This is a genomic window from Sphingomonas sp. Leaf17 (genome assembly GCF_001421505.1).
GTDB lineage: Bacteria > Pseudomonadota > Alphaproteobacteria > Sphingomonadales > Sphingomonadaceae > Sphingomonas.
Window position 1 is genome coordinate 248,468 of sequence record NZ_LMKL01000004.1, and the last position, 24,666, is coordinate 273,133.

A 24,666-nucleotide genomic window follows, 5' to 3' on the forward strand; every position below is an offset into this window, starting at 1 on the left:
TCGCTATGTATGACGATCATTACGGGCTGACCGAGCGCCCCTTCCAGCTGACGCCGGACCCGCGCTTCTGGTTCGACACCGCCACCCATCGCAAGGCGATGGCCTATCTCGGCTATGGCCTGGCACAGGGGGAGGGCTTCATCGTCGTCACCGGCGATATCGGCGCGGGCAAGACGACGCTGGTCGGGCATCTGCTCGACACGCTCGACCGGCAGGCGCTGAACCCGCTGCACATCGCCTCGACCGCGATCGAGGCGGACGACCTGCTGCGGATCGTCGCGACCCAGCTGGGCGTCGATCCGGCGGGTCTGGCCAAGGCGCAGCTGCTGACCGCGATCGAACGCGGGCTGCACGCGGTGGCGCGGACCGGCCGCCGCACCCTGCTGATCGTCGACGAGGCGCAGGCGCTGGCGGTATCCGCGCTGGAGGAATTGCGGATGCTGTCCAATTTCCAGGCCGGCGGCCATCCGCTGCTGCAGATCCTGCTGCTGGGCCAGCCCGAGTTTCGCGAACGGCTGCACGGGTCGGACCGGCTGGAACAGCTGCGCCAGCGGGTCATCGCGATCCATCACCTCGACCCGATGGGACCGGATGAGGTCGCCGACTATATCGGTCACCGCCTGAGCGTCGTCGGGTGGCAGGGGCGGCCGGACTTTGTCGAGGATGCGTTCACGGCGCTGTATCGCGGGTCCGGCGGCGTGCCACGACGGCTGAACCAGCTTGCGGGCCGTGTGATGCTGCATGCCGCGATCGAGGGGCGCGACGTGATCGACGGGGCGATGGTCGATGCGGTGGTGGCCGACCTTCAGGCCGACCTGCCGATGGCGACCCCGTCGCCCGCACCAGGCCCGACATCGGCGGCCGCCACGCCACCGACCGCCGACCCCGCCATCATCGCGCGGCTGGCCGCGCTGGAGGCGCGGGTGGAAACACAGGACGTTGCGCTGCGCCGGGTGCTGACGCTGCTGGTCGACTGGGTCGAGGCGGACAGCCGCGCCGTGCCGGTGCCGATCCGCGGCGCGGCCTGACCCCCATGCGCAACGGCATGTCCGTCGACGTCGAGGACTGGTTCCAGGTCGGCGCGTTCGAGACCACGATTCCCAAGGCGGACTGGGACGGTCTGGCGCGGCGTGTCGAGAAGAACACCGACGCGGTGCTCGACCTGTTCGCCGAGAGCGGCACCAGGGCGACATTCTTCACGCTGGGCTGGGTCGCGCATCGCCACCCGGCGCTGATCCGTCGCATCGCCGACGCGGGGCATGAGGTGGCCAGTCATGGATGGGACCATCAACGCGTCTTCACGATGGACGCCGATACGTTCCGTGCCGATGTCGCGCGCGCGCAGATGGCGCTGGAGGATGCCAGCGGCCAGCGGATCACCGGCTATCGCGCGCCGAGCTTCTCGATCGACCAGCGTACCCCCTGGGCGCATGCCGTGCTGGCCGAGGCGGGCTATGCCTATTCGTCCAGCGTCGCGCCGCTGGCGCATGACCATTATGGCTGGCGTGATGCGCCACGTTATGCGTTCCGCCCGATTGGCGGGCAGGCGCTGGTCGAAATTCCGGTGACCGTCGCGCAGATTGGCGCGCGGCGGATCGCGACGGGCGGCGGCTTCTTTCGCCTGCTGCCGGCCCGGCTGACCGATTTCGCGGTGCGTCAGGTCAATAGCGAGACGCGGCCGGCGATGTTCTACTTCCATCCGTGGGAGATCGACCCCGGCCAGCCGCGCGTGGCAAACGCGCCGTGGAAGTCGAAACTGCGCCATTATGCCCGGCTAGGCGCGATGGCGGACAAGCTGCGCGGGTTGCTCGACCGGCACGACTGGGGGCGGGTCGACGCGGTGGCGGCGGTGGAAGCCGCGCGGATGCAATGACCATGGCCCTGATCGAAACTCCGGTCGGCGTGCGCGAGGCGGATCTGAGCGACGCGGGCGACGTGGCGCGGATTGCAGCGTTCGTTGCGGCGACGCCGGGTGGAACGCCGTTTCATCTACCGGCCTGGAGCCGGGCGGTGGCAACAGGCTGCGGCCAGTCGGCGCGGTACCTGATTGCCGAGCGCGCGGACGGCGCGATCGCGGGCGTCCTGCCGCTGACGGCGATGCGGTCGCCGCTGTTCGGGGCGGCGTTGGTGTCGACCGGATTCGGTGTCGATGGCGGCGTGCTGGGCGATGCGGTCGATCCGCTGGCGGCGGGTGCGTGGGATCTGGCGCAGCGGCTCGGGTGCCCGGGCGTCGAGCTTCGCGGCGGTCCGGCCCCGATCGGCTGGACGACGGACGATACCAGTTATCTGGGTTTCGCGCGCGATCTGGCGGCTGATGACGAGACCGAACTGAAGGCGATCCCGCGCAAGCAGCGCGCCGAGGTTCGCCGTTCGCTGGGCTTCGATCTGGAGGTCGTGACCGGCACCAGCCCGGCGATGCTGGCCGAGCATTACCGCGTCTATGCCGAATCCGTCCGCAATCTAGGCACGCCGGTGTTCCCGGCCGCGCTGTTCCGCGCGGTCGTCGCGATGATGGACGCCGATGTGCTGACGGTGCGGCATCGGGGTCGGGCGGTGGCGAGCGTCCTCAGCCTGTATCATGCCGGCACCGTCTATCCCTATTGGGGCGGCGGGACGCAGGCCGCACGGGGGCTGCGTGCCAACGACCGGATGTATTTCGCGCTGATGGGCCATGCCCGCGCGCGGGGCTGCACCCGGTTCGACTTCGGCCGGTCGAAGACCGACACGGGTGCGGCGGCGTTCAAGAAGAACTGGGGCTTCGTCGGCGTGCCGCGCCGCTATGCGACGCGTAGCGCGGGGCCGGTACGCGCGGTCAATCCGCTCAACCCGAAATATGCGTTGATGGTGCGGACGTGGAAGCGTTTGCCGTTGCCGGTCGCCAACCTGCTGGGGCCGTGGATTTCCAGAGGGCTGGGGTGAGCGACGTCCTGTTCCTCGCGCACCGGGTGCCGTTTCCGCCCGATCGCGGCGACAAGATCCGCAGTTTTCATGTCCTCCAGCATCTGGCGGCGCGGCACCGCGTCCATCTGGTGACGTTTGCCGACGAAACGGGCGATGTGGATCCGCCGGCAGCGTTCACCGACCTGCTGCGAAGCTGCACCGTCATCCCCCGTGCCAAGTCGCAGAAGCGCGCGGCGATCGAATCGTTGCTGACCGGGCGTCCGGTGTCGCTGGCCGCGTTTGCCGACCCCCGCATCGCCGCCGCGATCGGCCGGGTGCGGGCCGCGCACCCGATCGCCGCGACCTATGTCTTTTCCGGGCAGATGGCGCAGTATCTCGATGATGGCCGGGCGGTGATGGACTTCGTCGACATGGATTCGGCCAAGTTCGCTGGCCTTGCCAAGGACCAGCGCGGACCGATGCGCTGGATGCTCAGGCGCGAAGCCCGTCTGCTTGGCCGGTTCGAGCGAATGGTGGCCGCGCGGGTGTCGGTGAGCCTGTTCGTCAGCGATGCGGAAGCCGCACTGTTCCGGCGAAGCGGCGGGCAGGGGCGGATCCTGACGGTCGAGAACGGGATCGACACCGTCGCCTATGACCCGGCCGCTATCGTGCCGATCCGTGCGCCGCATCCGCTGATCGTATTCACCGGACAGATGGACTACCGGCCCAATATTGACGCCGTTCGCTGGTTTGCCGACGAAATCCTGCCATTGGTGCGCGCGAAACACCCGGAAGCACTGTTCGCGATCGTCGGCCGTGCGCCGACGGCGGCCGTCCTGGCGCTTGGCGAGCGTGACGGGGTGATCGTCACCGGCGCGGTGCCCGATACGCGCGGCTGGCTGGCGGCGGCGACAGTCTGTGTCGCGCCGCTGAAACTGGCGCGCGGCATCCAGAACAAGGTGCTGGAGGCGATGGCGATGGCCCGACCCGTCGTGGCGACCACGGCGGCGGCGGAGGGGATCGACCATGACGGCACGATCCGGGTCGCCGCCGACGCCACCGGTTTCGCCAATGCGGTCTCGACCGTGATCGACCAACCGGACGACGCCGCGATGCTGGGCCGTGCCGCCCGTGCGCGGGTGCAGGCGCGCTATGGCTGGGCGGCGCGGCTGGCTCCGCTGGATTCGCTGATCGGCGGCCAGGCGTGACGGTCGCCGCCGCCGCGCCAAGGCGTGATGCATGGGCCACGCATGGCGGCGCGCTGGCGCTGGTTGCGCTGGTCATCGTCGCGCTGTTTCCGGGCGATGTGGCGGATCTGGTGCGGATCTGGTGGACCAGCACGACCTTCGGGCATTGCCTGTTCATCGCGCCGGTCGTGGCGTGGCTGGTCTGGCAGCGGCGGGGCCAGCTGGCACGGTTGACGCCGGTCGCGTGGCTGCCGGGGCTGGCGCTGGTCGCGGCCGGCGGTTTGGCCTGGCTGGTCGGAGATGCGGGCGGCGTCGCGCTCGCCCGGCACCTGGGGCTGGTGTTGATGCAGCAGGGCGCCGTCGTCACCGTACTTGGGCCGAATGTCGCGCGCGGGCTGCTGTTTCCGCTGGCCTATGCGCTGTTCCTGGTGCCGTTCGGCGAGGGGCTGGAGCCGCCGTTGCAGGCGGTGACAGTCGCGATCGTCATGCCGCTGCTCCACGCGGCCGGGATCGCCGCCAGCGTCGATGGCGTGCTGATCCATGCCGGCCGCTATTATTTCGAGGTCGCCGAGGCGTGTTCGGGGGCCAAGTTCGTGATCGCGATGCTAGCGTTCGGCGCGCTGGTTGCCAACCTGTGCTTTGTGTCGTGGGCACGGCGCGCGGTGTTCATGGCCGTGTGCCTGATCGTGCCGGTCATCGCCAACGGCATCCGCGCGTTCGGGACGATCTACGCCGCCGACCGCACCTCGCTGGAGGCGGCGACCGGATTCGACCACATTGTCTATGGCTGGGTGTTCTTCGGGCTGGTGATGGCGGGGGTGCTGGCGATCGGCTGGCGCTGGTTCGATCGCGCGCCCGATGACCCGGCGTTCGATCCGGCCACGTTGCAGGGGCGGGTATCGCACACGATGCCGTTGGCGCTGGCCGGTGCGCTGGTGCTGGCGACGGCGGCCCTGTTCCCCGCATGGAGCGCGGTGCTGGCGACGCGGGCAGAGCCATTGCCACCGCGCATCGACCTGCCCGATGTACCCGGCTGGCACCGCGCCCCGCTCGATACGCAGGCGGCGTGGCAGCCGAATTATCCCGGGGCCGATCACCAGTTGTTCGGCCGCTATACCGATGCGGCGGGCCATAGCGTCGACATGGCGGTCGCTGTCTATGCCCGGCAGCGCGAGGGAGCCGAACTCGTCGGTTTCGGCATCGGCGTGCTGCGCGAGGCGGATCGCTGGGTCCGGGTCGCCGACGAGCCAGCCATCGCCGGCGGCACGGCGATGCGGATTACCGCGCCCGGACCCGTGGAGCGGATCGTCGCGACATGGTACCGCGTCGGTGATGTGACGACGGGGGATGACAGGCGCGTGAAGATCGAGACGATGAAGGCGCGGCTGTTCGGCGGTCCCTTGCGCGCGGTCGCGCTGCATCTGTCGGCGGTCGCCCGGCCGGGGCAGGACGCGCGCGGGTCGATCGAGCGTTTTGCGGCCGCGCTTGGCCCCGTCGAACGGATGGCCGACCGCATGACGGATCCACGCTGATGTGCGGCATCGCCGGGATTTTCCACCCCGCCACCCCCAAGCCGGTCGACCCGCATCGCATTCAGGCGATGATCGCGGCGCAGGCGCATCGCGGCCCCGACGGCGATGGCGTGTGGACCGCGCCCGGCGTCGGGCTGGGGCATCGGCGGCTGTCGATCATCGACGTCGCCGGATCGCCGCAGCCGATGACCGACGGCGGGCTGACCATCACCTATAATGGCGAGGTCTATAATTTCGCGGACCTGCGCGCCGATCTGACCGCCGCCGGCGCGCGCTTTCGTACGCAGGGCGACACCGAGGTTCTGCTCCACGCCTGGCGTGCCTGGGGGCCGGCGATGCTTGACCGGCTGAACGGCATGTTCGCCTTCGCCATCCACGATGCCGATGCGCGCACGCTGTTCCTGGCGCGGGACCGGATGGGGGTGAAGCCGCTCCACTGGGTCGGACTGTCGGACGGGTCGATCGCCTTTGCCTCCGAACTAAAGGGGTTGCTCGCGCACCCATTGCTGCGCCGCGCGCCGGACCTGAGCGCGGTCGAGGATTTCATGGGGCTGGGTTACGTTCCCGACGATGCCTGTCTGGTCGCGGGCGTGCGGAAACTGCCCGCCGGGCATTTCCTGCTGATCGAGCGTGGTCGCGCCGTGCCACCCCCACGCCGCTGGTGGGATGTCGACTTTTCCAACCGCGACATCCGGCCTGCGAAGGTGCTGGAGGCCGAACTGATCGACCGGATGCGCGAAGGCGTGCGCAGCCGGATGGTCGCCGATGTGCCGCTGGGCGCGTTCCTGTCCGGCGGGGTGGACAGCTCGGCGGTCGTCGCGCTGATGGCTGAAACCTCGCGCAGCGCGGTGCGGACCTGCACCATCGGCTTCGACGAGGCGGATCATGACGAGCGGGCCTATGCCACGCAGGTCGCGACCCGCTTTGCCACCGACCATGGCGAGCGGGTGGTCGATACCGATGACTTCGGCCTGATCGACACGCTGGTCGCCGCGTTCGACGAACCCTTTGCCGATGGCTCGGCGCTAGCGACGTATCAGGTCTGCGCGCTGGCCCGCGAGAGCGTGACGGTCGCGCTGTCCGGCGACGGCGCGGACGAGGCGCTGGCGGGCTATCGCCGCTATCGTTTCCACGCCGCCGAGGAGCGGGTACGCGGGCTGATGCCGGCGGCTTTGCGCCAGCGCGTGTTCGGCGCACTCGGGCGCGCCTATCCCAAGGCGGATTGGGCACCGCGACCGTTCCGCGCGAAGGCGACATTGCTGGCGATCGCGGCCGATGGCGACGAGGCCTACGCCCGCGCGGTCGGGGTGACGACGCCCGAACGTCGGGCTTTGCTCTATTCAGCGGCCACGCGGCAGGCGCTGGCCGGGCACCGGGCGGAGGACCGCTATGTCGCGACGATGCGGGCCGCGCCGGCGCGCGATGCGCTGGACCGCGCGCAATATGCCGACATCCAGCACTGGCTGCCCGGCGATATCCTGACCAAGGTCGACCGGACCAGCATGGCGGTCGGGCTGGAGGCGCGCGAGCCGTTGCTCGACCACAGGCTGATCGAGTTTGCCGCCACATTGCCGGTCGCGCTGCGGCTGAAGGGCGGGCAGGGCAAGTGGCTGATGAAGAAGGCGCTGGAGCCGTATCTGCCGCGCGAGGTGCTGTACCGGCCGAAAATGGGGTTCGTCACGCCGATCAGCGCATGGTTTCGCAAAGGGCTGGCGGATGAGGCGGCATCGCTCGCGCGGTCGTCGTTGCTGCGCGATACTGGCTGGTTCGACATGACGGCGGTGGCGACCTTGGTCGAGGATCACCGCACCGGCCGGTCCGACCACGGGCGCACCCTGTGGCAGTTGATGATGCTGGAACGCAGCGTGCGGCGGATGTTCGCATGAGCGAAGGAGACGATGCGTGAGCAAGAGCATGACAAGTCGCTGGGTCATCGGCGGCGTGGCTGTCGGCGCGCTGGCGCTGGGTGTTGGTGCAGTGATGCTGCATCGCGACGCCCCCCCGGCGGCCGCGCCCGCCGCTGTGGCCGCCAAGCCTCCGGTCGCGGTCCCGAAGCTGGCCTCCACTCCCGCAACCCCGCCACCGGTCGATCCGTCGGCCTATGTGGTCAAGCGCGTGCTGAAGATAGACGCGCCGATGCGGCAGGGCGACCATTATTGGGACGAGAGCGGCGCGCCCAAGGCCGGGCCGATCATCATCACCGTCGACCTGAAGGCGCAGGTCCTGTCGATCTTCCGCGACGGGTATGAGATCGGCACGTCGGTCATCATCTTCGGCGCGGACAACATGCCGACCCCGCTCGGCGTGTTCCCGATCACGCAAAAGGACGCCGACCACGTGTCCAACCTGTACGACGCGCCGATGCCATACATGCTGCGCCTGACCAATGACGGTGTCGCGATCCACGGCAGCAAGGTCGGCGAGCAATATGCGACGCATGGCTGCGTTGGCGTGCCCGTCGCGTTCGCCAGGAAGCTGTTCGGCGCGGTGAAGCTGGGCGACAAGGTGATCGTCACCAGCGGTGAAATGCTGGATGTGGGACAACCGATTACGGCGGCGTGAGGGGGCGACGTTCTCACCACATCGGCTGTCAGACATTATCTGAGAAGTGGTGTTAGGAAATGTGTAAATAAGAGCGCGTGCCGTCAAACGCCCTCTTTCCCTCATATTGCTCCGGGGCCATAATTTGCCGGCTCCGAACCGATGGAGAGTGTCGACCAGTCGGGCGTTACGCCCTTTCCGTCGTCCCAATAAATGAATTCGATTTCCAGGAGACGCTCGTTCTGATCCATATTCACGAGCGCTGAAATTAGCCCGCCCTCGGACGTATGCATTCTCCCTTCACAAGAAAGATTTCGATGGCCGCGGTAATTCGGCCGATCATATCCAGCCAGATAAATTAGCAAAAAGTCTCCATCGGATCTTACACTTGCTATTCGCAAATCTTGTAGGAGCCGTTCCTGGCTATCTGGACATAACTTGGCAGCTATAGCCTTGATGAAAGTCTGTTCATCTTCGGAAAGCAGACGAGGTTGATGCTCAGCCATCGCCGTAAATTAGAACCATAAACGGACAGCCGCAACTGTCTAAACATGCCGTTATGCATGATAAAATCAGAAAAAAAGGCGGCAAGGGTTCCCCTGCCGCCCCTTTCACGCAATTCAAACCAACGCAAACGATCAATCGAAGATCGCACCCCAGCGGCGCTTGACGCGGTCCTTCCACAGGCCGCGGTGATAGGCGTCGGAGGCCAGCAGCGGCATGACCGAGCCGGCTTCGGCGAACACCATCTGCTCGATGCCGGTGTTGACCTTGCCCCACGATGCCGCCTCCTGCAGCGTCGACGACGAGCAGGCCCCGTCGCGGACGTCGGCGACGGTGATCTGCACCGCGTACTTGTGGACCTGCACGTCATCGTGACCCAGGATCTCGGCGCAGACGACGGTGTCCTGAATGAAGTTCTTCGGCACGCCGCCGCCAATCATCAGCAGACCGGTAGTGCCCGCCTTGATCTTGATGTCGGTCAGTTCGCGGAAGTCGGCGATTGCGTCGAGCACCATGTAGGGCTTGCCGGCCTTCGCACGGTCGACCTGATGCTTGACCAGACCGAAGCCCGCCGACGAATCCACGAACGCCGGGCAGAAGATCGGCACGTCATGCTCGTATGCCAGCTTGACGAGGCTGTTGTCCTTCTTGCCATGCTCGACCAGATACTTGCCCATCTCGCGAATGAACGCGCGGCTGGAGTATGCCTTCGGTTCCAGCGTCTCGGCGATCTCGAAGATCGTGTGGTCGACGTGCTGGAGTTGTTCCTCGTCGATATAGGTGTCGTAGATCCGGTCGATCAGCAGCGAGCGCAGCGTATCGTCGTCCGGCACCTCCAGCGCCTGGTAATGCTTGTGGCCAAGACCTTCGAAGAAATCCATGTCGACGATCGACGCGCCGGTCGCGACGATGCCGTCGACCATGTTGTTGCGCAGCAGTTCGGCATACAGGTCCATGCAGCCGCCCGCCGAGGTGGAGCCAGCGATCACCAGGAAAATCGAGCAGTCCTTGTCGGCCAGCATCTGGTTGTAGATGTCGGTCGCGCGGCCAAGGTCGCGGCTGGTGAAGCTCATCTTCTTCATCGCATCGACGATCGGCCGCGCGTCGAAGCTGGTGATGTCGATATGTTCGACTTCGGTGGAAAGCAGTTCGGCCTTGCGGGTGTCGTTGATGGCTTCGGTCATTTCAAATCCCTCAATACGTCGTCATCCTGACAACCGTCAGGATCCAGAGCCAAGCAGCGTGCCGCTCGTAAACCTGGATCCTGACGGTCGTCAGGATGACGTGAATTATCGTGGCAGTTCTTTACAGCGTGACGACGTTCGATGCGACCTTGCGCTGATCATTGACATAGAGCGAGGTCATCGGCTCGTCCTCGACGATCCACGTCTCGTCCGAACCGAAGCCGTTGAACGCGGTCCGCATCGCGGCCCCGTACGCGCCGAGCATACCGATCTCGAAATAGTCACCGACGGCCATGTCGGCGGGCAGCATGAATGGTCCGGCCATATGGTCCATGTCGTCGCACGTCGGGCCGTAGAAGCTGAAGCCCATGTCGCGTGCGTTCGAGTCCGGCTCGCGCAGGAGCATCGTCGGGAAACGCCAGCCGATATGCGCCGCATCGAACAGCGCGCCATAGGCGCCGTCGTTGATGTAGAGTTCGCTGCCCCGGCGACGCTCGACGCGGACCAGGATCGACGAATACTCCGCGCACAACGCCCGGCCCGGCTCGGCCCACAGTTCAGCCGAATAGCTGACCGGCAGGCTTTCGAACGCGCGGTGGATGGTCGCGAAATAATGTTCGAGCGGTGGCGGCTCCATGCCCGGATAGGACGAGGGGAACCCGCCGCCCACGTCGATGACGTCGACCGTCACCGCCGCATCGACGATTGCCGCACGAACACGCTCCATCGCGTTCGAATAGGCCTCGGGCGTCATCGCCTGGCTGCCGACGTGGAAGCAGATGCCCAGCGCGTCGGCCACCTGACGGGCGGCGAACAGCAGGAGCTTGGCCTCATGCGGGGCGACGCCGAACTTGGACGCGAGGCTGAGCTTGGAGTGTTCCGACGATACCCGCAGCCGGACGCACAGCGTCAGGTCGGTCGCATCGTTGGTCGCGCGACAGATCTTCTCCAGCTCTTCCATGCTGTCGAGAGAGAATGTGCGGACGCCGTGCGTGAAATACGCCTCGCGGATGGCTTCCTCGGCCTTGACCGGGTGCATGAAGCACAGGATTGCATCGGGCAGCGTTCGGGCAACCAGACGCACCTCGGCAATCGAGGCGACGTCGTACTGCACTATACCGTTGTCCCAGAGGATCCGGAGCAGATCGGGAGACGGGTTCGCCTTGACGGCATACATCGACTTGCCCGGAAACTTCTCGACGAAGAATCGGGCAGCGCGCGCGGCCGCATGCGGACGAACCAAGGTGACCGGGTCGATCGGTCGACGATTAGCGATGTCATTGCCGCAGGCGGCGATGGGATGGGTGGTCGCTAACCCCAGCGTGTTATGATGCTTGTGCAACTCAAGGGACCTCCAATGTCGTGAGACAAATTACGAAAACACTGCCTTGCGGTTGGAAGTCCCATGGGGCAGCGGAAGGGCGAAATAGGGCCAGCTTCCCGCGATGTAAAGTGGCTGTGCCGGATCGGAGACGGGATGTGACGATTTTACGACAGCCGACGCGCGCCGGGGTTCGCGATGCCGCCGCCAAGATCGCCGCGATCCTGCCGCCAAGCCCTCTTTTCGTCCATGCAATCAACGGCGTGCCGGTCGCATTCAAGGCGGAATGTCTGCAGCCGATCGGTGCCTTCAAACTGCGCGGTGCATGGCACCGGCTGACCGCGCTCGACGCCGAATCACGGACGCGGGGTGTCGTGGCCTTCTCGTCGGGCAATCACGCGCAGGGCATCGCCTGGGCGGCCAGGCGGCTGGGCATGGCCGCGACCATCGTCATGCCCGCCGACGCACCGCGCGCCAAGCGCGATGCCACGCTGGCGCTTGGCGCGGAGGTGGTCGATTACGACCGCGCGACCGAAAGCCGCGAGGCGATCGCCGCACGGCTGGCCGAGGCGCGGGGCGCGACGCTGGTGCCGAGCTTCGATGATCCGTGGGTGATCGAGGGGCAGGGCAGCACCGGCGTCGAGGCGGCGGCGCAGATGGATGCGGCCGGTCTCGGCAGCCCGACCCGCGTCGTCGTGCCGTGTGGTGGTGGCGGGCTGGCGGCGGGAATCGCACTCGCCCTGCCCGGCGCGAGCCTGACCGTGGTCGAGCCGGAAGGCTGGGACGACATGCGGCGTTCGCTGGAGGCGTCGTGGATCGAGCCGGTCAGCGACAACCCGCCGCCGACCGCGTGTGATTCGTTGCAGACGCTGCGGGTGTCGCCGCTGACCTTCAACGTGCTGTCGCGTCGCGACGCGACTGGTGTCGCGGTGTCGGAGGAGGAGACGGCGGCGGCACAGCGCTGGGCGGCGGCGACGTTGCGGCTGGTCGTCGAACCGGGCGGTGCCGTCGGGCTGGCGGCGGTGCTGGCGGGCAAGGTGGCGGTCGAGCCGGGGATGCTGGTCATCCTGTCGGGCGGCAACGTCGACATCGCGGTTTATGCACGGGCGATGGCCGGATAGCGCCGTCGGCCGGCTTTCTGCGGTTGCCGCATCGTGGCCGTGCGCTATCAGGGCGATCGACACACCGGGAGTATGATGATGAGCAAGAGTCCAGCCACGCTGGAGGTCCGCGGTGCGGTGCCCGGCGACGTTCCCGGCATTCTCGCGCTTATCAGCCGGGCGTATCCGGGCATCGAGAATTACAGTCCCGGCCAGATCAGCGGCCAGATCAACAACTTCCCGGAAGGGCAGTTCGTCGCGGTATTCGAGGGCACGATCGTCGGCTATTGCGCGTCGTCGCGGATCGACGAGGTCATTGCGCTGACCGCGCACGACTGGGCGACGATCACCGGCAATGGCTATGGCAGCCGGCACGACCCGACCGGCGACTGGCTGTATGGCATCGAAATGGCGGTCGACGAGCGCCAGCGGGGCCTGCGCATCGGCAAGCGGCTGTACGAGGCGCGGCGGGTGCTCGCCGAGCGGCTGGAACTGCGCGGGATCGTGTTCGGCGGACGGATGCCGGGCTATGCGCGGGTAAAGGCCAGGGTCGACGGCCCGGCCGACTATCTCGCAAAGGTGCTGGACGGCACATACCGCGACCAGGTCATCAGTTTCCAGCTGGCCAACGGGTTCACGCCGATGGGCGTGCTGCCCAAATACCTGCCGTTCGACAAGGCATCCGATGGCTTCGCCGCGCACATGGTCTGGCGCAATCCTTATGTCGATCCGAACGAACCGGTGGCCTTCCGCGTGCCGCGCGACGTCGAAAGCGTCCGCCTAGCCACGGTCCAGCTGCAGGCGCGCGCGGTCAAGGATTTCGACGAATTCGTGAAGAACGTCGAGTATTTTGTTGATGTCGCGGCGGATTACCGGTCCGACTTCGTCGTCTTCCCTGAACTGTTCACGATGCCGCTGCTGTCGTTTGAGAAGGAAACGCTGACGCCAATGGAGGCGATCGACCGGATGACCGCCTATCGCGCGCCGTTCGTCAGCGAATTGTCGCGCATGGCATTACGCTACAATATCAATATCGTCGGCGGATCGCATCCCTCCCGGACCGAGGATGGCAGCATCCAGAACGTCGCCTATGTCTGCCTGCGCGACGGGTCGGTCCATGCACAGGAGAAGATCCACCCGACCCCCAACGAAGCTTATTGGTGGAAAATTCGCGGCGGCAGCTCGGTCGATGTCATCCAGACCGACATCGGGCCGATCGGTGTCCTCATCTGCTACGACAGCGAGTTTCCCGAACTGGCGCGGCGGCTGGTCGATCAGGGCGCGCGGATTATCTTCGTGCCGTTCTGCACCGACAACCGTCAGGGCTATATGCGCGTCCGCTATTGCGCGCAGGCGCGGGCGATCGAGAACCAGTGCTTCGTCGTGATGTCGGGGAATGTCGGCAACCTGCCCGGCGTCGACAACATGGACGTGCAATATGCGCAGTCGTGCATCCTGACGCCGTGCGATTTTCCGTTCGCGCGCGACGGCATCGCGGCGGAGGCGAGCGAGAATATCGAGACGTTGACGATTGCCGACGTCAATCTGGCCGACCTGACCTGGGCGCGGGCGGAAGGGACCGTCCGCAATCTGGCCGATCGCCGGTTCGACCTGTACCGGATCGACTGGAACCGCAGCCAGCCGCGCGACCTGCCGCCGCCCGAGGCGCAACCGCGTGGTACCAAGGCCCCTGGCGGCGGCTGATCGGTGACGGGGGCACTGGGCAGTATCGCCGCCGCCGCGCCCGCCATCGCGATGCTGGGCGTGTTCGCCTGCGCGATCGGCGGCGGGGTGCTGATCGCCAAGCGACGCGACCGGCGCAAGGGTGTGCTGATGCTGGTGATGGCCGTCGTGTTGCTGGCCAACGTGCTGATCTGGACGCTCTGAAGGTCTGTCGCCCTCATCCTCCGCCGCCTCCCTCCCTCTCCCGGTGAGAGAGGGAGGGAGGCGCGCATCGCTTGAAGGGTGAGGGCCGGTGGACTTTGACGCTTCCCGTCATTGCTTCGCTGCGCTCGCAATGACGGATGTGTGTGCCGCAGTCGGTTTTACGCCGAGGCGGGCATGGGCGAAGCCCATGCCGTCGGTCGGTGCTCCTCGCACCGCCGGCCGGACTGTATCCTAATTCACCGGATCGGTGAATTGGGATCCAGTCGCATATCCAGATACTTGTCCACGCTGCCCATCAGCTCGGGCATCTCATGCTCGAAGAAATGGTTGGCCTTCGGGATCGTGTCGTGATGGATCGTGATGTGCTTCTGCGTCCGCAGCTTGTCGACCAGCTTCTGAGTCGCGCCCGGCGTCACGACCTCGTCGGCCTCGCCCTGGATGATGATTCCGCTGGCCGGGCACGGGGCGAGGAAGGTGAAGTCGTACATGTTCGCCGGCGGTGCGATCGAAATGAAGCCGCGGATTTCAGGCCGGCGCATCAGCAGCTGCATGCCGATCCACGCGCCGAAGCTGACGCCGGCGATCCACGTCGTCTGCGCCTCGGGGTGGAAGCTCTGCACCCAGTCGAGCGCGCTGGCCGCGTCGCTCAGTTCGCCGACGCCGTTGTCGAACGTGCCCTGACTCTTGCCGACGCCGCGAAAGTTGAAGCGCAACGTGGCGAACCCGCGCCGCTGGAACGTCTTGTACAGTTCCTGCACCATCCGGTTGTTCATCGTGCCGCCCGACGCCGGGTGCGGGTGCAGGATCATGGCGACCGGTGCGCGCGGGCGCGGAGCGGGGGCAAAACGGCCTTCGAGACGGCCTTCGGGACCGGGGAAAATGACTTCGGGCATGGATCTCGCCGACAAAAAGGGGTGCGCCGGTGCGGCACAGGAATATGCAGGCTATATAGGCGGCACCTCCCTTCGCGCAATCAGGACACGATTTGACTCGCATCTATCTGGATCACGCCGCGACGACGCCGATGCTGCCGGCCGCGCGCGATGCGGTGAACGCCGCGATGGGGCGCTGGGCGAACCCGTCGTCGCCGCATGCCGAGGGGCGTGCGGCGCGGGCGATGCTGGAGGCGGCGCGCGGGGGTATCGCCCGCGCCTATGGCTGGACCGGCGAGACGATCCTGACCAGCGGGGCAAGCGAGTCGCTGGCGATCGCGCTTGGCCGGTCGATGGCGGCGCGGACGGTCGTCACGGCGGTCGAGCATGACGCGGTGTTCCGCGCGGCACCCGCCGATGCGGGTGTCATCGCGGTCGGGCCGGACGGAATCGTCGATCCCGCCAGCCTGCCGGACCTGCGTGACGCGATCGTCTGCGTACAGTGGGCCAATAGCGAAACCGGCGTGCGCCAGCCGATCGCCGCGCTGGCCGAGACGATCCATGCGCGCGGAGGCCGCCTGCTGGTCGATGCCGCGCAGATGCCTGCCGGGGCCGATGCCGATGTTGCCGCCCATGCCGACATGGTCGCGATATCGGCCCACAAGCGCGGCGGGCCGCCGGGGATCGGCGCGCTGCTGATCCGCGACCTCGGCCTGATCGCACCTTCCGGCGGGCAGGAGCGGGGCTATCGCGGGGGGACGGAGAATGTGCCGGCGGCGATCGGCTACGCCGCCGCGCTGGCCGAACCGGAGGATGTCGATCGGCTGATACCGCTGCGCGCGCGCCTCGACGATGCGGTGCGGCGATCGGGCGGGGTCGTGGTCGCCGATGCGCAAGCACGACATCCGGCCATTGCCGCCTATCACCTGCCCGGTGTCGCGTCGGCGACGCAGTTGATCCGCCTCGACATGGCCGGGTTTGCGGTATCGGCCGGCAGCGCCTGTTCGAGCGGCAGCATGAAGCCAAGCCATGTCCTGGCCGCTATGGGCTGGAGCGACGCCGCCTCGCGCGAGGTGATCCGTATCAGTTTCGGCCGAATGACGACGGAGGCGGATGTCGATGCCGTCATCGCCGCGTGGCGCGACATGGCCCGAAAAGTCCGGATCGTGGCATGACCTATCTCGATTACCAGGCGACGACACCGCTCGCGCCCGAGGCGCTGTCGGCGATGCTGCCGTGGCTGGAGCATGGCCATGCCAACCCCCATTCGCCGCACCGCGAGGGCAGGCGCGCGCGCGCCGCCGTCGACCATGCGCGGGGGCAGGTCGCGGCGCTGCTGCCGTCCGGCGGCACGCTCGCCTTCACCAGTGGCGCGACCGAGGCGCTGAACTGGGCGATCCAGGGCAGTCGCGGCCCGATCGTTACGATCGCCACCGAACACGCCGCCGTACTGGAAACGGCCGCAGCGACGGGACGGCCGCTGACCGTACTGCCGGTCGGAACGGACGGGCTGGTCGACCTTGATGCCGCGCGGGCGGCGATCGGGCCGGGCACCGGGCTGGTCGCGGCGATGCTGGTGAACAACGAGATCGGCGTGATCCAGCCGATCGCCGCGCTGGCCGGTCTGGCACATGGCGTCGGCGCGCGGATGCTGTGCGACGCGGTGCAGGGGTATGGCCGGGTGCCGATCCCCGACAGCTGCGACATGATCGCGATATCCGCGCACAAGGTTCATGGGCCGAAGGGTGTGGGGGCGCTGTGGCTGCGCGATGGGGTGGTGCCGGCACCATTGCTGCATGGCGGTGGTCAGGAGGTCCCTGGCCGGTCGGGCACGCTCTCCCCGGCGCTGTGTGCCGGGTTCGGCGCGGCCGCCGCGCTGATGGCCTCGCGGCGGCAAGAGGATACGCGGCACGTCGAGCAGTTGTGGGCATGCGCGATCGCCGCGCTGGGCGATGGCTGGACGATCAACGGCGGCGTCGACCAGCGCTATCGCGGCAACCTGAACGTGCGGCGTCAGGGGCTGGATGTGGCGCGGCTGATGTCCGACGTGCGCGACGTCGCTTTTTCCGCCGGGTCCGCCTGTGCCAGCGGATCCGGTCGGTCTAGCCATGTCCTGCGTGCGCTTGGCCTCAGCGAGCGGGATGCCCGCGCGAGCATCCGCCTTGGTTTCGGTCGTTACACGGACGAAGACGAGCTGTGCGCCGCGCTGAACGCGCTATCGACCGCCGCACGGGCGCAGCGTGTGCGGGCATGATCCACCTGACTTTCATCGCCGCCGATGGAACACCGCACGCGCTCACCGCTGCGGAGGGCGATACGCTGCTTGCGGCGGGGCAGGCGGGCAATCAGCCGCTGGAGGGAACGTGCGAAGGCCAGATGGCCTGCGCGACCTGCCACGTCATCGTTGCCGCCGGGGATTTCGACCGGCTCCCGCCCGCCGGTGCCGAGGAGGAGGATATGCTCGACCTTGCCCAGGGGGCGACCCGCACCAGCCGTCTGGCGTGCCAGATCGTGCTGACGCGGGCGCTGGACGGGCTGACGGTGCGGATTCCGGCCTGACTCAAACCTGTCATTGCGACAACATGGCGTTCAGTCAGGGGCCACGCTGGATGGCGCAGTCTTGGCCCATGCCCGCATGACGGGTGTGTGTCAGGAGTAACCGCATGAAGATCCTTTCGCTGTTCGGGGCCGGTGCCCTTGCCTTCGCCTCCCTGACCGCCGCGCCCGCCGAGGCGCAGCGCGGTTGGGACAATGGTCCACGCCATGGCTGGGACGGCGGCCATCGTCGCGGACCCGGCTGGGATCGTGGTCGCGGCTGGGATCGCGGTCGTCACAACGGCTACCGCCAGCGGTTCCGTGGACCCCGTGGCGGCTATTACGGACGCGGCGGCTATGCCCACGGACGCGTCGTGTGTCGCCTACAGCGCGGCTATTACGGTCCCGTCCGTCGCTGTGTGACGGTATACCGATAAATAGTGATCCATGTTTGGTGTGGGGCGGAACCCCGCACCGGACGCGATCATTGCGTGGAAGCGTCGTCGTCGATGGCGCGTGTGAAAAGGATTACCCATGAAGTTTGTCTCAATGATCGCCGCCGGCCTGGTCGCCATCACCGGTATTGCGCCTGCGACCGTATCCGCCGCGCCGATGGCGGCACCGCTGGTGGCGGCCGTATCCGGCGCACCGATGCTGCAGGATCGCGTCGTGCGCCAGCGTACCGTCGTGCGCCGCAATGGCACGGTCGTGCGCCGCACCACGCGCCAGACGCGCGGCTATGGCTATCGTGGCCGCCGCCCGGTCGTCCGCCAGCGCACGGTGTGCCGCAACGTCTATCGTGGCAATCGTCGCATCCGCACCTGCCGGACGATCCGTCGTTAAGCTGACGTGATGGCTTGATCCGTCCGTCCGGCTCCGCCATAGGGCGCGTGGGAGTCGGGCGGACGTGGTCGTCGCCAACCCGGTCAGATCCGGAAGGAAGCAGCCGCAACGATTTCGCCGCGGGTCGTCCGGCTCCCACCGCGCGCAGCAGGCAGGCGAAGCCGCCGCACTGCAAGCGCGGCCGACGGCGCAGATAGCGCCGTTCGACGACGCGGCTTCGCCGCGGCGCTGTGTTCCAGTCAGAAGTACAAGAAGCCGGCCCCTCCGTCTGCCCGAGAGCGACGCAACCTTGCCGCGAAACCCCCTTCGACAACCGCCGCGCCACCCCTTACATAGCAGCCAATGAGCGACTCCTTCGACCTCGGCGAGCCGCCGCAGCCCGTCACCAAGCCGGTGGCCTACCGCGTGCTTGCGCGCAAATACCGGCCGCAGACCTTTTCCGAGCTGATCGGGCAGGACGCGATGGTCCAGACGCTGGGCAATGCGATCAGGCGCGACCGGCTGGCCCATGCGTTCCTGATGACCGGCGTGCGCGGGGTCGGCAAGACATCGACCGCGCGGCTGATTGCCAAGGCGCTCAACTGCGTCGGTGCGGACGGGCAGGGCGGTCCGACGATCGACCCGTGCGGGGTGTGCGAGCCGTGTCGCGCGATTGCCGAGGGGCGGCATATCGACGTCATCGAGATGGATGCCGCCAGCCACACGGGTGTCGACGACGTGCGCGAGATCATCGAGGCGTCGCGCTATGCGGCCGTCACGGCGCGGTTCAAGATCTACATCGTCGACGAAGTCCACATGCTGTCGAAGAACGCGTTCAACGCGTTGCTGAAGACGCTGGAGGAGCCGCCCGCGCATGTGAAGTTCCTGTTCGCCACCACGGAAGTGAACAAGGTGCCGGTCACGGTCCTGTCACGGTGCCAGCGGTTCGACCTGCGCCGGATCACCGCCGAGGCGCTGGCGGACCATTTCGCCTGGGTCTGCGGGCAGGAGGATGTCGTCGCCGAGCCGGAGGCGCTGATGCTGGTCGCGCGGGCGGCCGAAGGGTCGGCGCGCGACGGCCTGTCGATCCTGGATCAGGCGATCGCCCATGCGGGGATCGAGGGCGGTGGCATCACCGCCGATGCGGTTCGGGCGATGCTGGGCCTGTCGGATCGTGGTGCCGTGCGCGACCTGCTGGGCATGATCCTGTCGGGGGATGCGCCGGCGGCGCTGGCGTCGCTGCGGCGGCAATATGATTATGGCGTCGATCCGGTGTCGGTGCTGCGCTCGCTGCTGGAGACGGTGCACGGCATCACCCTGACCAAGGTCGGATCCGCACCGGACGCGACGCAGCCGGACGAGGAGCGCGCGGCCTTTGCCGACTGGTCGGCAAGCCTGTCGTTTCCAGTGCTGCATCGCCTGTGGCAGTTGTTTCTGAAGGGGCATGACGAGGTCGGTCGTGCGGCGTTGCCGATCGAGGCGGCGGAGATGGCGCTGCTGCGCGCAATTCACGCCTCCAGCCTGCCGGATCCGGGCGAACTGGCACGGCGGATCGCGCAGGGCGGCGTGGCCGTTGCCGGATCGGGCGCGGGGCCAGCGCAAATGCCGGCGCAAATGCCAGGATTGCCGCCGGTTTCGGCTGCCCCTGCGGCGGTCACGCCACCCGCCGCGCCGCCCGAACCCGAACCCGAGCCGGTGTTTCCGGTGGATTTCGAGGCGCTGGTCGCCAGGCTCGACGCCGCTGGTTCACTGGCACTCGCCGCCCGGTTGTATAATGGTGCGCGAGTCGTGCACTACGCACCGCCCGCCATCGTGTTCAGCGGCAGCCGGCCGATGGCGACCGACACCGTGGCCGAACTGACCGCCGCGCTGAAAAGCCTGACCGGTCAGGCGTGGAAGCTGTCGTTCGACGACGTGCCCGGCACGCCCACGCTGAAGGAACAGGCCGATGCCGCCGCCGAAGCGGAGCGGATCGCCGCCTGGGACTCGCCTATCGTTCGCGCCGCGCGCGACGCCTTTCCCGATGCCATTCTTGAAAAATGGCCAACATCACGGAGTATCGCATGAAGAGCCTCGAAGACATCATGGCCATGGCGCAGAACGTCCAGGCCGAACTGGAAAAGGCACAGGGCAACCTCGACACGATCGAAGTCGAGGGCGTTTCGGGCGGCGGACTGGTGAAGGTCAAGGCATCGGCCAAGGGGCGGATCGCCGGCATCGACATCGACCAATCGCTGCTGAAGCCCGAGGAAAAGCAGATGCTCGAAGACCTGATCGTCGCCGCGTTCAACGACGCCCGCGCCAAGGCCGACGCGGTATCGAGCACGGAAATGTCGAAGATGACCAGCGGTCTGTCGCTGCCGCCGGGTTTCAAGCTGCCGTTCTGACACCGGCGAGCGCCGTCATGCCGGAACACCTCTAGCGTACGGCGTCATTGCCGACCGGCTACCGATTGGCCGGTCGGCACGGATGTCACCGCAGGCATGCGTCCAATCCCTGATCGCGGACCGTGGCGACACGGCGGGACAGGGTGTTGCCATGGCGGCGGACGAAGCCGGTGGGCGAAATCGCCGCCCGCTTCTTGGGCAGCGGCAAGACCGCCGCTATCCGCCCCGCCTCGCTGGCCGAAAGGCGCGAGGCGTCGTGATGGAAATAGCGGATCGACCCAGCGTTCGCGCCATATGTGCCGATGCCGGTTTCGGCGATGTTCAGATAGACTTCCATGATCCGGCGCTTGGGCCACAGCGCCTCGATCAGCACCGTGAAATACGCTTCAAATGCCTTTCTGACATAGCCACCACCCTGAAACAGAAACGCATTCTTCGCGGTCTGCTGGCTGATCGTCGACCCGCCACGGATCCGACCACCTTTTGCGTTGCGCAGCGCGGCATTGCCGATCGCCCGGAAATCAAACCCGTGATGCGCGCAGAATCGGGAATCCTCGCCGGCGATGGCGGCCCGCGCCATGTCGGGGTCCATCTCCGACAGTGACATCCAGTCCTTGGTGATGCCGTGACCACCGATCACGTCACCCAGCATCGTGAAGGTCACTGGCGGTGGAACGAACCGGTACACGCCCACCCAGAGAACGGATACGGCCAAAAAGGCGAGGGCCGCCTTGAGCAGAAAACGAAGAAGCAGGGTCGCCATGGTGGCATCGTACCGCGTGACGTCCCGGGGGTGAAGCCGGGATCGTCACGCGGATCGCGTGCATCAGACGGAGGCCAGCATCCTTTTGTCGCCAGCGATGCGCATCATCGCTTTTTGCAGCTTTTCGAATGCACGAACCTCGATCTGGCGGACCCGTTCGCGGCTGACGCCGTATACCTGGCTCAGTTCCTCCAGCGTCTTGGGATCGTCGGTCAGGCGGCGCTCAGTCAGGATGTGCTTCTCGCGGTCGTTCAGGTCGTCCATCGCCGAGACCAGCATCGTGTGACGGACGTCGGCCTCCTGCGCCTCTGCCACGACGCTGTCCTGCAATGGCGTGTCGTCGGCCAGCCAGTCCTGCCACTGGCCCTCGCCATCCTCGCGCATCGGCACGTTCAGGGAGGTATCGCCGCCCATCGCCATGCGGCGGTTCATGCTGACGACATCGCTTTCGGCCACGCCCAGATCCGTCGCGATCTTGGTGACGTGTTCGGGTCGCAGATCGCCGTCCTCGAACGCGTCCAGCCGGCTTTTCATGCGGCGCAGGTTGAAGAACAATTTCTTCTGCGCCGCGGTGGTGCCCATTTTGACAAGGCTCCACGACCGCAGGATGTATTCCTGGATCGACGCACGAATCCACCACATCGCATAGGTGGCAAGGCGGAAGCCGCGATCCGGCTCGAACTTCTTCACACCCTGCATCAGGCCGATGTTGCCTTCGGAAATCAGCTCCGAGGTCGGCAGGCCATAGCCACGATAGCCCATCGCGATCTTCGCCACGAGCCGCAGGTGCGATGTCACGAGCTGCGCGGCAGCCTCGGTGTCGCCATGTTCCTGGAACCGTTTGGCGAGCATATATTCCTGCTCGGGTGCGAGGATCGGAAACTTCTTGATCTCGGACAGATAGCGGTTGAGGCTCGCCTCGCCGCCAAGTGCGGGGACCGTCGCCGGTACATTGCTGGCGCGTGCCATAACCTGATCTTCCTTCCCTTGGGGAAAAACGGCACCGTTCGCGGCGTCCGCCTTCATTATCTATACGTGAAGCTGACTGAACAGTTCCTGCATATCCGCCGGCATGTCGCTTTCGAACGCCAGGGCGACGTTATTTATCGGATGGATGAACCCCAGCCGCGCGGCGTGCAAGGCCTGCCGGTGGAAACCCAGCGTTTCCATCAGTACGCGCTGCTTGCCCTTTGCCCTGGCATAGACCGGGTCGCCGAGCAGGGCATGGCCGATCGAGGCCATGTGCACGCGGATCTGATGCGTGCGGCCCGTTTCCAGCCGACATTCGATCAGCGCCGCGTCCTTCAGCGTCGTCATCGTCGTATAGTGGGTCACCGCTCGCTTGCCGCCCTGGACGATGGCGATCTTCTTGCGGTTCTGCGGCGATCGCGCCAGCGGCGCATCGACCGTGCCGGCGGCGGGCCGGGGTACGCCGGTGGTGATCGCACGGTAACGCCGGTCGATAGAATGGTCGGCGAACTGGCGGGCCAGCCCCTCATGCGCGGCATCGGTCTTGGCCGCGATCATCAGCCCGGACGTGTCCTTGTCGATCCGGTGGACGATGCCGGGCCGGGCAACCCCGCCAATTCCCGACAGCGATCCGCCGCAATGGTGAAGCAGGGCGTTGACCAACGTGCCGTCGAAATTGCCCGCCGCCGGATGGACGACCAGCCCGGCCGGCTTGTCGACGACGATGACGTGCTCGTCCTCATAGGCGACCACCAGCGGGATATCTTGCGCGACGTTGTCGGCGGCGACCACGTCAGGCATCGCGATCGAAACCTCGGCACCGGCCACCGCTTTGCGCGCGGGGTCGCGCACCGCAATTCCACCGATCGACACAGCACCGCCGGTAATCAATGCCTTGAGGCGCTCGCGCGACAGCGAGGGGACGGCATCGGCCAGCGCACGGTCGATCCGCCAGCCATCGGCCGTGTCCGCGATCCGCGCATTCAAGATGGAAACCCCCCGGTCCATGAGGTAGCCATGTGGCGATGGACGTGACGATTTCAAGCAGCGCCCTGTCCGCTATCCTGGCCGACGCCGCCGGATCGCCGATGGTCGAGGTCTGTGGCCTGCTGCTGGGCGACGGCCAGGCGATCCGTCTCGCGCGCGCCTGCCGCAACGTCGCTGCCGATCCGGCCCGCCGGTTCGAGGTCGACCCGGCGGCCCTGCTGGCGGCGCATCGCCTGGCCCGGTCGGGTGGCGAGCGGGTGCTGGGCCATTATCATTCGCACCCGTCGGGTCGGGCGGTACCGTCGCCGCGTGATGCGGCCGACGGCGTGCCGGACGGCAGCCTGTGGTTGATCGTCGCGGATGGCGATGCGCGGATGTGGCGGGCGGTGGCCGAGGGTCCAATCGAGGGTCGGTTCGCGCCCGTCGCCTTCACGACCTTGCCTTGCGCGGACTCGTCGTCTCGGCCAGAAGAGCCGGATTCATGAAGGGACGCGCATGCCAGTCACCCCGGTCGATTTCGCCAGCATCCTGTGTTCGCGCCTGTGCCACGACCTGTTGTCGCCGGTTGGTGCGCTGAACAACGGACTGGAACTGCTGGCCGACGAAACCGACCCGGCGATGCGCGCGCGCTGCCTGGAGCTGCTGAACGACAGCGCGCGCGTGTCGGCGAACAAGCTGAAGTTCTTTCGGCTGGCGTTTGGCGCGGCCGGCGGTTTCGGCGAATCGGTCGATGTGCGCGAGGCCCGGCTGGCGATCGAGGGGTTGCTGGCGGACCGCAAGCGGATCGCGCTCAACTGGCTGGTCGATGCCGAGATGCTGCCGAAATCGGCGGTCAAGATCCTGCTGAACCTGGCCCTGATTGCGATCGAGGCGTTGCCGCGCGGCGGCACGATCGACATCGGTGGCGAAGACAACGCCGGACAGGTCGAGATCGTCGTGAAGATCGAGGGCACGCTCATCACCATCCAGCCCGACCTGCGCGCCATCCTGACGACGGGTGAGGGGGCGGAGGGGGTCCCGACGCACGGCGCGGGGGCCTATCTGGTCCATGCGCTGGTGGCGGAGGTCGATGGTGCCGTGCTGGTATCGGAGCCGGCCGACGGGATCATGATCCTGGGTGCGTCGATGACCACCGCAAAGCCGGCGAAGTAAACCACGTCTTAACCCCGTCGCGTGCATGCCGTGGCTCAAGCGC

Annotated in this window: 26 protein-coding genes and 1 other RNA gene; 20 read left to right on the plus strand and 7 right to left on the minus strand. The window is 67.0% G+C overall.

Translation table 11 applies throughout. From position 1 onward, the window contains the following. The first annotated feature begins 5 nt into the window (after positions 1-5). Genes ASE75_RS05315 through ASE75_RS05345 form a run of 7 tightly spaced genes read left to right on the plus strand, consistent with a single transcriptional unit; the run spans position 6 to position 8,161 of the window. Positions 6-1,028, plus strand: coding sequence for an ExeA family protein (locus ASE75_RS05315; RefSeq protein ID WP_055930051.1), 1,023 nt, complete (start codon positions 6-8; stop codon positions 1,026-1,028). Positions 1,029-1,033: 5 nt separating this feature from the next. Continuing rightward, on the plus strand, positions 1,034-1,873 hold the full coding sequence (locus tag ASE75_RS05320) for an XrtA system polysaccharide deacetylase (protein ID WP_055930054.1): 840 nt from the start codon (positions 1,034-1,036) through the stop codon (positions 1,871-1,873). After that, on the plus strand, positions 1,870-2,919 hold the full coding sequence (locus ASE75_RS05325; RefSeq protein ID WP_055930057.1) for a FemAB family XrtA/PEP-CTERM system-associated protein: 1,050 nt from the start codon (positions 1,870-1,872) through the stop codon (positions 2,917-2,919). Before ASE75_RS05320 ends, ASE75_RS05325 begins: the two co-directional genes overlap by 4 nt. Then, positions 2,916-4,088: a TIGR03087 family PEP-CTERM/XrtA system glycosyltransferase gene (locus ASE75_RS05330; RefSeq protein WP_055930060.1), complete on the plus strand. Its 1,173-nt coding sequence runs from the start codon at positions 2,916-2,918 to the stop codon at positions 4,086-4,088. The genes ASE75_RS05325 and ASE75_RS05330 overlap by 4 nt, the downstream gene beginning before the upstream one ends. After that, positions 4,085-5,599, plus strand: a complete 1,515-nt coding sequence (gene xrtA / locus ASE75_RS05335; RefSeq protein ID WP_055930063.1) for an exosortase A — start codon at positions 4,085-4,087, stop codon at positions 5,597-5,599. Before ASE75_RS05330 ends, xrtA begins: the two co-directional genes overlap by 4 nt. Then, positions 5,599-7,485, plus strand: a complete 1,887-nt coding sequence (locus ASE75_RS05340; RefSeq protein WP_055930066.1) for an XrtA/PEP-CTERM system amidotransferase — start codon at positions 5,599-5,601, stop codon at positions 7,483-7,485. The genes xrtA and ASE75_RS05340 overlap by 1 nt, the downstream gene beginning before the upstream one ends. A 28-nt stretch (positions 7,486-7,513) precedes the next feature. Then, positions 7,514-8,161 carry a L,D-transpeptidase family protein gene (locus tag ASE75_RS05345; protein ID WP_055930070.1) on the plus strand — a complete coding sequence of 216 codons (648 nt, stop codon included), beginning with the start codon at positions 7,514-7,516 and terminating at the stop codon, positions 8,159-8,161. Between the two features lie 101 nt (positions 8,162-8,262). Here ASE75_RS05345 and ASE75_RS15365 read toward each other — a convergent pair whose 3' ends face one another. The 3 genes from ASE75_RS15365 to ASE75_RS05355 all read right to left on the minus strand — a co-directional run bounded on the left by ASE75_RS15365 (position 8,263) and on the right by ASE75_RS05355 (position 11,170). After that, positions 8,263-8,646 carry a hypothetical protein gene (locus ASE75_RS15365; protein WP_156340179.1) on the minus strand — a complete coding sequence of 128 codons (384 nt, stop codon included), beginning with the start codon at positions 8,644-8,646 and terminating at the stop codon, positions 8,263-8,265. Positions 8,647-8,778: 132 nt separating this feature from the next. After that, positions 8,779-9,828, minus strand: coding sequence for a 1,9-bis(guanidino)-5-aza-nonane synthase (locus tag ASE75_RS05350; protein ID WP_055930074.1), 1,050 nt, complete (start codon positions 9,826-9,828; stop codon positions 8,779-8,781). A 121-nt stretch (positions 9,829-9,949) separates the two neighbouring features. Further along, positions 9,950-11,170: a type III PLP-dependent enzyme gene (locus ASE75_RS05355; RefSeq protein WP_055930077.1), complete on the minus strand. Its 1,221-nt coding sequence runs from the start codon at positions 11,168-11,170 to the stop codon at positions 9,950-9,952. 137 nt (positions 11,171-11,307) lie between these two features. On the opposite strand from ASE75_RS05355, the gene ASE75_RS05360 reads away from it, so the two are divergent. The 3 genes from ASE75_RS05360 (at position 11,308) to ASE75_RS05370 (ending at position 14,136) form a co-directional block, all read left to right on the plus strand. After that, the gene (locus tag ASE75_RS05360) at positions 11,308-12,270 is read left to right on the plus strand and encodes a threonine ammonia-lyase (RefSeq protein WP_055930079.1); all 963 of its coding nucleotides are present in this window, start codon (positions 11,308-11,310) and stop codon (positions 12,268-12,270) included. 72 nt (positions 12,271-12,342) lie between these two features. Next, on the plus strand, positions 12,343-13,953 hold the full coding sequence (locus ASE75_RS05365) for a GNAT family N-acetyltransferase (RefSeq protein WP_443025292.1): 1,611 nt from the start codon (positions 12,343-12,345) through the stop codon (positions 13,951-13,953). Between the two features lie 3 nt (positions 13,954-13,956). Further along, positions 13,957-14,136, plus strand: coding sequence for a hypothetical protein (locus tag ASE75_RS05370; protein WP_055930082.1), 180 nt, complete (start codon positions 13,957-13,959; stop codon positions 14,134-14,136). Between the two features lie 236 nt (positions 14,137-14,372). Here the strand turns inward: ASE75_RS05370 and ASE75_RS05375 are convergent, their stop codons facing one another. Beyond that, positions 14,373-15,029, minus strand: a complete 657-nt coding sequence (locus ASE75_RS05375; protein WP_055930085.1) for an alpha/beta hydrolase — start codon at positions 15,027-15,029, stop codon at positions 14,373-14,375. A 92-nt stretch (positions 15,030-15,121) separates the two neighbouring features. Between ASE75_RS05375 and ASE75_RS05380 the strand changes: the two genes are divergently transcribed. The 8 genes from ASE75_RS05380 to ASE75_RS05410 all read left to right on the plus strand — a co-directional run bounded on the left by ASE75_RS05380 (position 15,122) and on the right by ASE75_RS05410 (position 20,752). After that, on the plus strand, positions 15,122-16,183 hold the full coding sequence (locus tag ASE75_RS05380) for a cysteine desulfurase family protein (RefSeq protein WP_082463822.1): 1,062 nt from the start codon (positions 15,122-15,124) through the stop codon (positions 16,181-16,183). Beyond that, positions 16,180-17,262 carry a cysteine desulfurase family protein gene (locus tag ASE75_RS05385; RefSeq protein ID WP_055930088.1) on the plus strand — a complete coding sequence of 361 codons (1,083 nt, stop codon included), beginning with the start codon at positions 16,180-16,182 and terminating at the stop codon, positions 17,260-17,262. Before ASE75_RS05380 ends, ASE75_RS05385 begins: the two co-directional genes overlap by 4 nt. Then, a complete protein-coding gene (locus ASE75_RS05390) occupies positions 17,259-17,567 on the plus strand; it encodes a 2Fe-2S iron-sulfur cluster-binding protein (RefSeq protein WP_055930094.1) in 309 nt (102 codons plus the stop codon). Before ASE75_RS05385 ends, ASE75_RS05390 begins: the two co-directional genes overlap by 4 nt. A gap of 104 nt (positions 17,568-17,671) precedes the next feature. After that, positions 17,672-17,980, plus strand: a complete 309-nt coding sequence (locus tag ASE75_RS05395; RefSeq protein WP_156340182.1) for a hypothetical protein — start codon at positions 17,672-17,674, stop codon at positions 17,978-17,980. Positions 17,981-18,077: 97 nt separating this feature from the next. Continuing rightward, positions 18,078-18,386, plus strand: coding sequence for a hypothetical protein (locus ASE75_RS05400; RefSeq protein ID WP_055930100.1), 309 nt, complete (start codon positions 18,078-18,080; stop codon positions 18,384-18,386). A 47-nt stretch (positions 18,387-18,433) separates the two neighbouring features. Continuing rightward, positions 18,434-18,528: signal recognition particle sRNA small type (gene ffs, locus ASE75_RS15060), an RNA gene on the plus strand. 200 nt (positions 18,529-18,728) lie between these two features. Next, a complete protein-coding gene (locus ASE75_RS05405) occupies positions 18,729-20,432 on the plus strand; it encodes a DNA polymerase III subunit gamma/tau (RefSeq protein ID WP_055930103.1) in 1,704 nt (567 codons plus the stop codon). Next, positions 20,429-20,752: a YbaB/EbfC family nucleoid-associated protein gene (locus ASE75_RS05410; RefSeq protein WP_055930106.1), complete on the plus strand. Its 324-nt coding sequence runs from the start codon at positions 20,429-20,431 to the stop codon at positions 20,750-20,752. The genes ASE75_RS05405 and ASE75_RS05410 overlap by 4 nt, the downstream gene beginning before the upstream one ends. Positions 20,753-20,837: 85 nt before the next feature. On the opposite strand, the gene mtgA is transcribed toward ASE75_RS05410, so the two are convergent. From mtgA to ASE75_RS05425, 3 genes are all read right to left on the minus strand, one after another. Continuing rightward, the gene (gene mtgA / locus ASE75_RS05415) at positions 20,838-21,515 is read right to left on the minus strand and encodes a monofunctional biosynthetic peptidoglycan transglycosylase (protein WP_055930109.1); all 678 of its coding nucleotides are present in this window, start codon (positions 21,513-21,515) and stop codon (positions 20,838-20,840) included. A 63-nt stretch (positions 21,516-21,578) separates the two neighbouring features. Beyond that, positions 21,579-22,484 carry an RNA polymerase sigma factor RpoH gene (gene rpoH / locus ASE75_RS05420; RefSeq protein WP_055931026.1) on the minus strand — a complete coding sequence of 302 codons (906 nt, stop codon included), beginning with the start codon at positions 22,482-22,484 and terminating at the stop codon, positions 21,579-21,581. Between the two features lie 60 nt (positions 22,485-22,544). Further along, entirely contained in the window at positions 22,545-23,492 is a 948-nt protein-coding gene (locus ASE75_RS05425; protein WP_055930115.1) for an RluA family pseudouridine synthase, read from the minus strand. A gap of 17 nt (positions 23,493-23,509) precedes the next feature. On the opposite strand from ASE75_RS05425, the gene ASE75_RS05430 reads away from it, so the two are divergent. Further along, positions 23,510-23,956, plus strand: coding sequence for a M67 family metallopeptidase (locus ASE75_RS05430; RefSeq protein ID WP_055930117.1), 447 nt, complete (start codon positions 23,510-23,512; stop codon positions 23,954-23,956). 10 nt (positions 23,957-23,966) lie between these two features. Then, positions 23,967-24,623, plus strand: a complete 657-nt coding sequence (locus ASE75_RS05435) for a histidine phosphotransferase family protein (protein WP_055930120.1) — start codon at positions 23,967-23,969, stop codon at positions 24,621-24,623. The last annotated feature ends 43 nt before the right edge of the window (positions 24,624-24,666 follow it).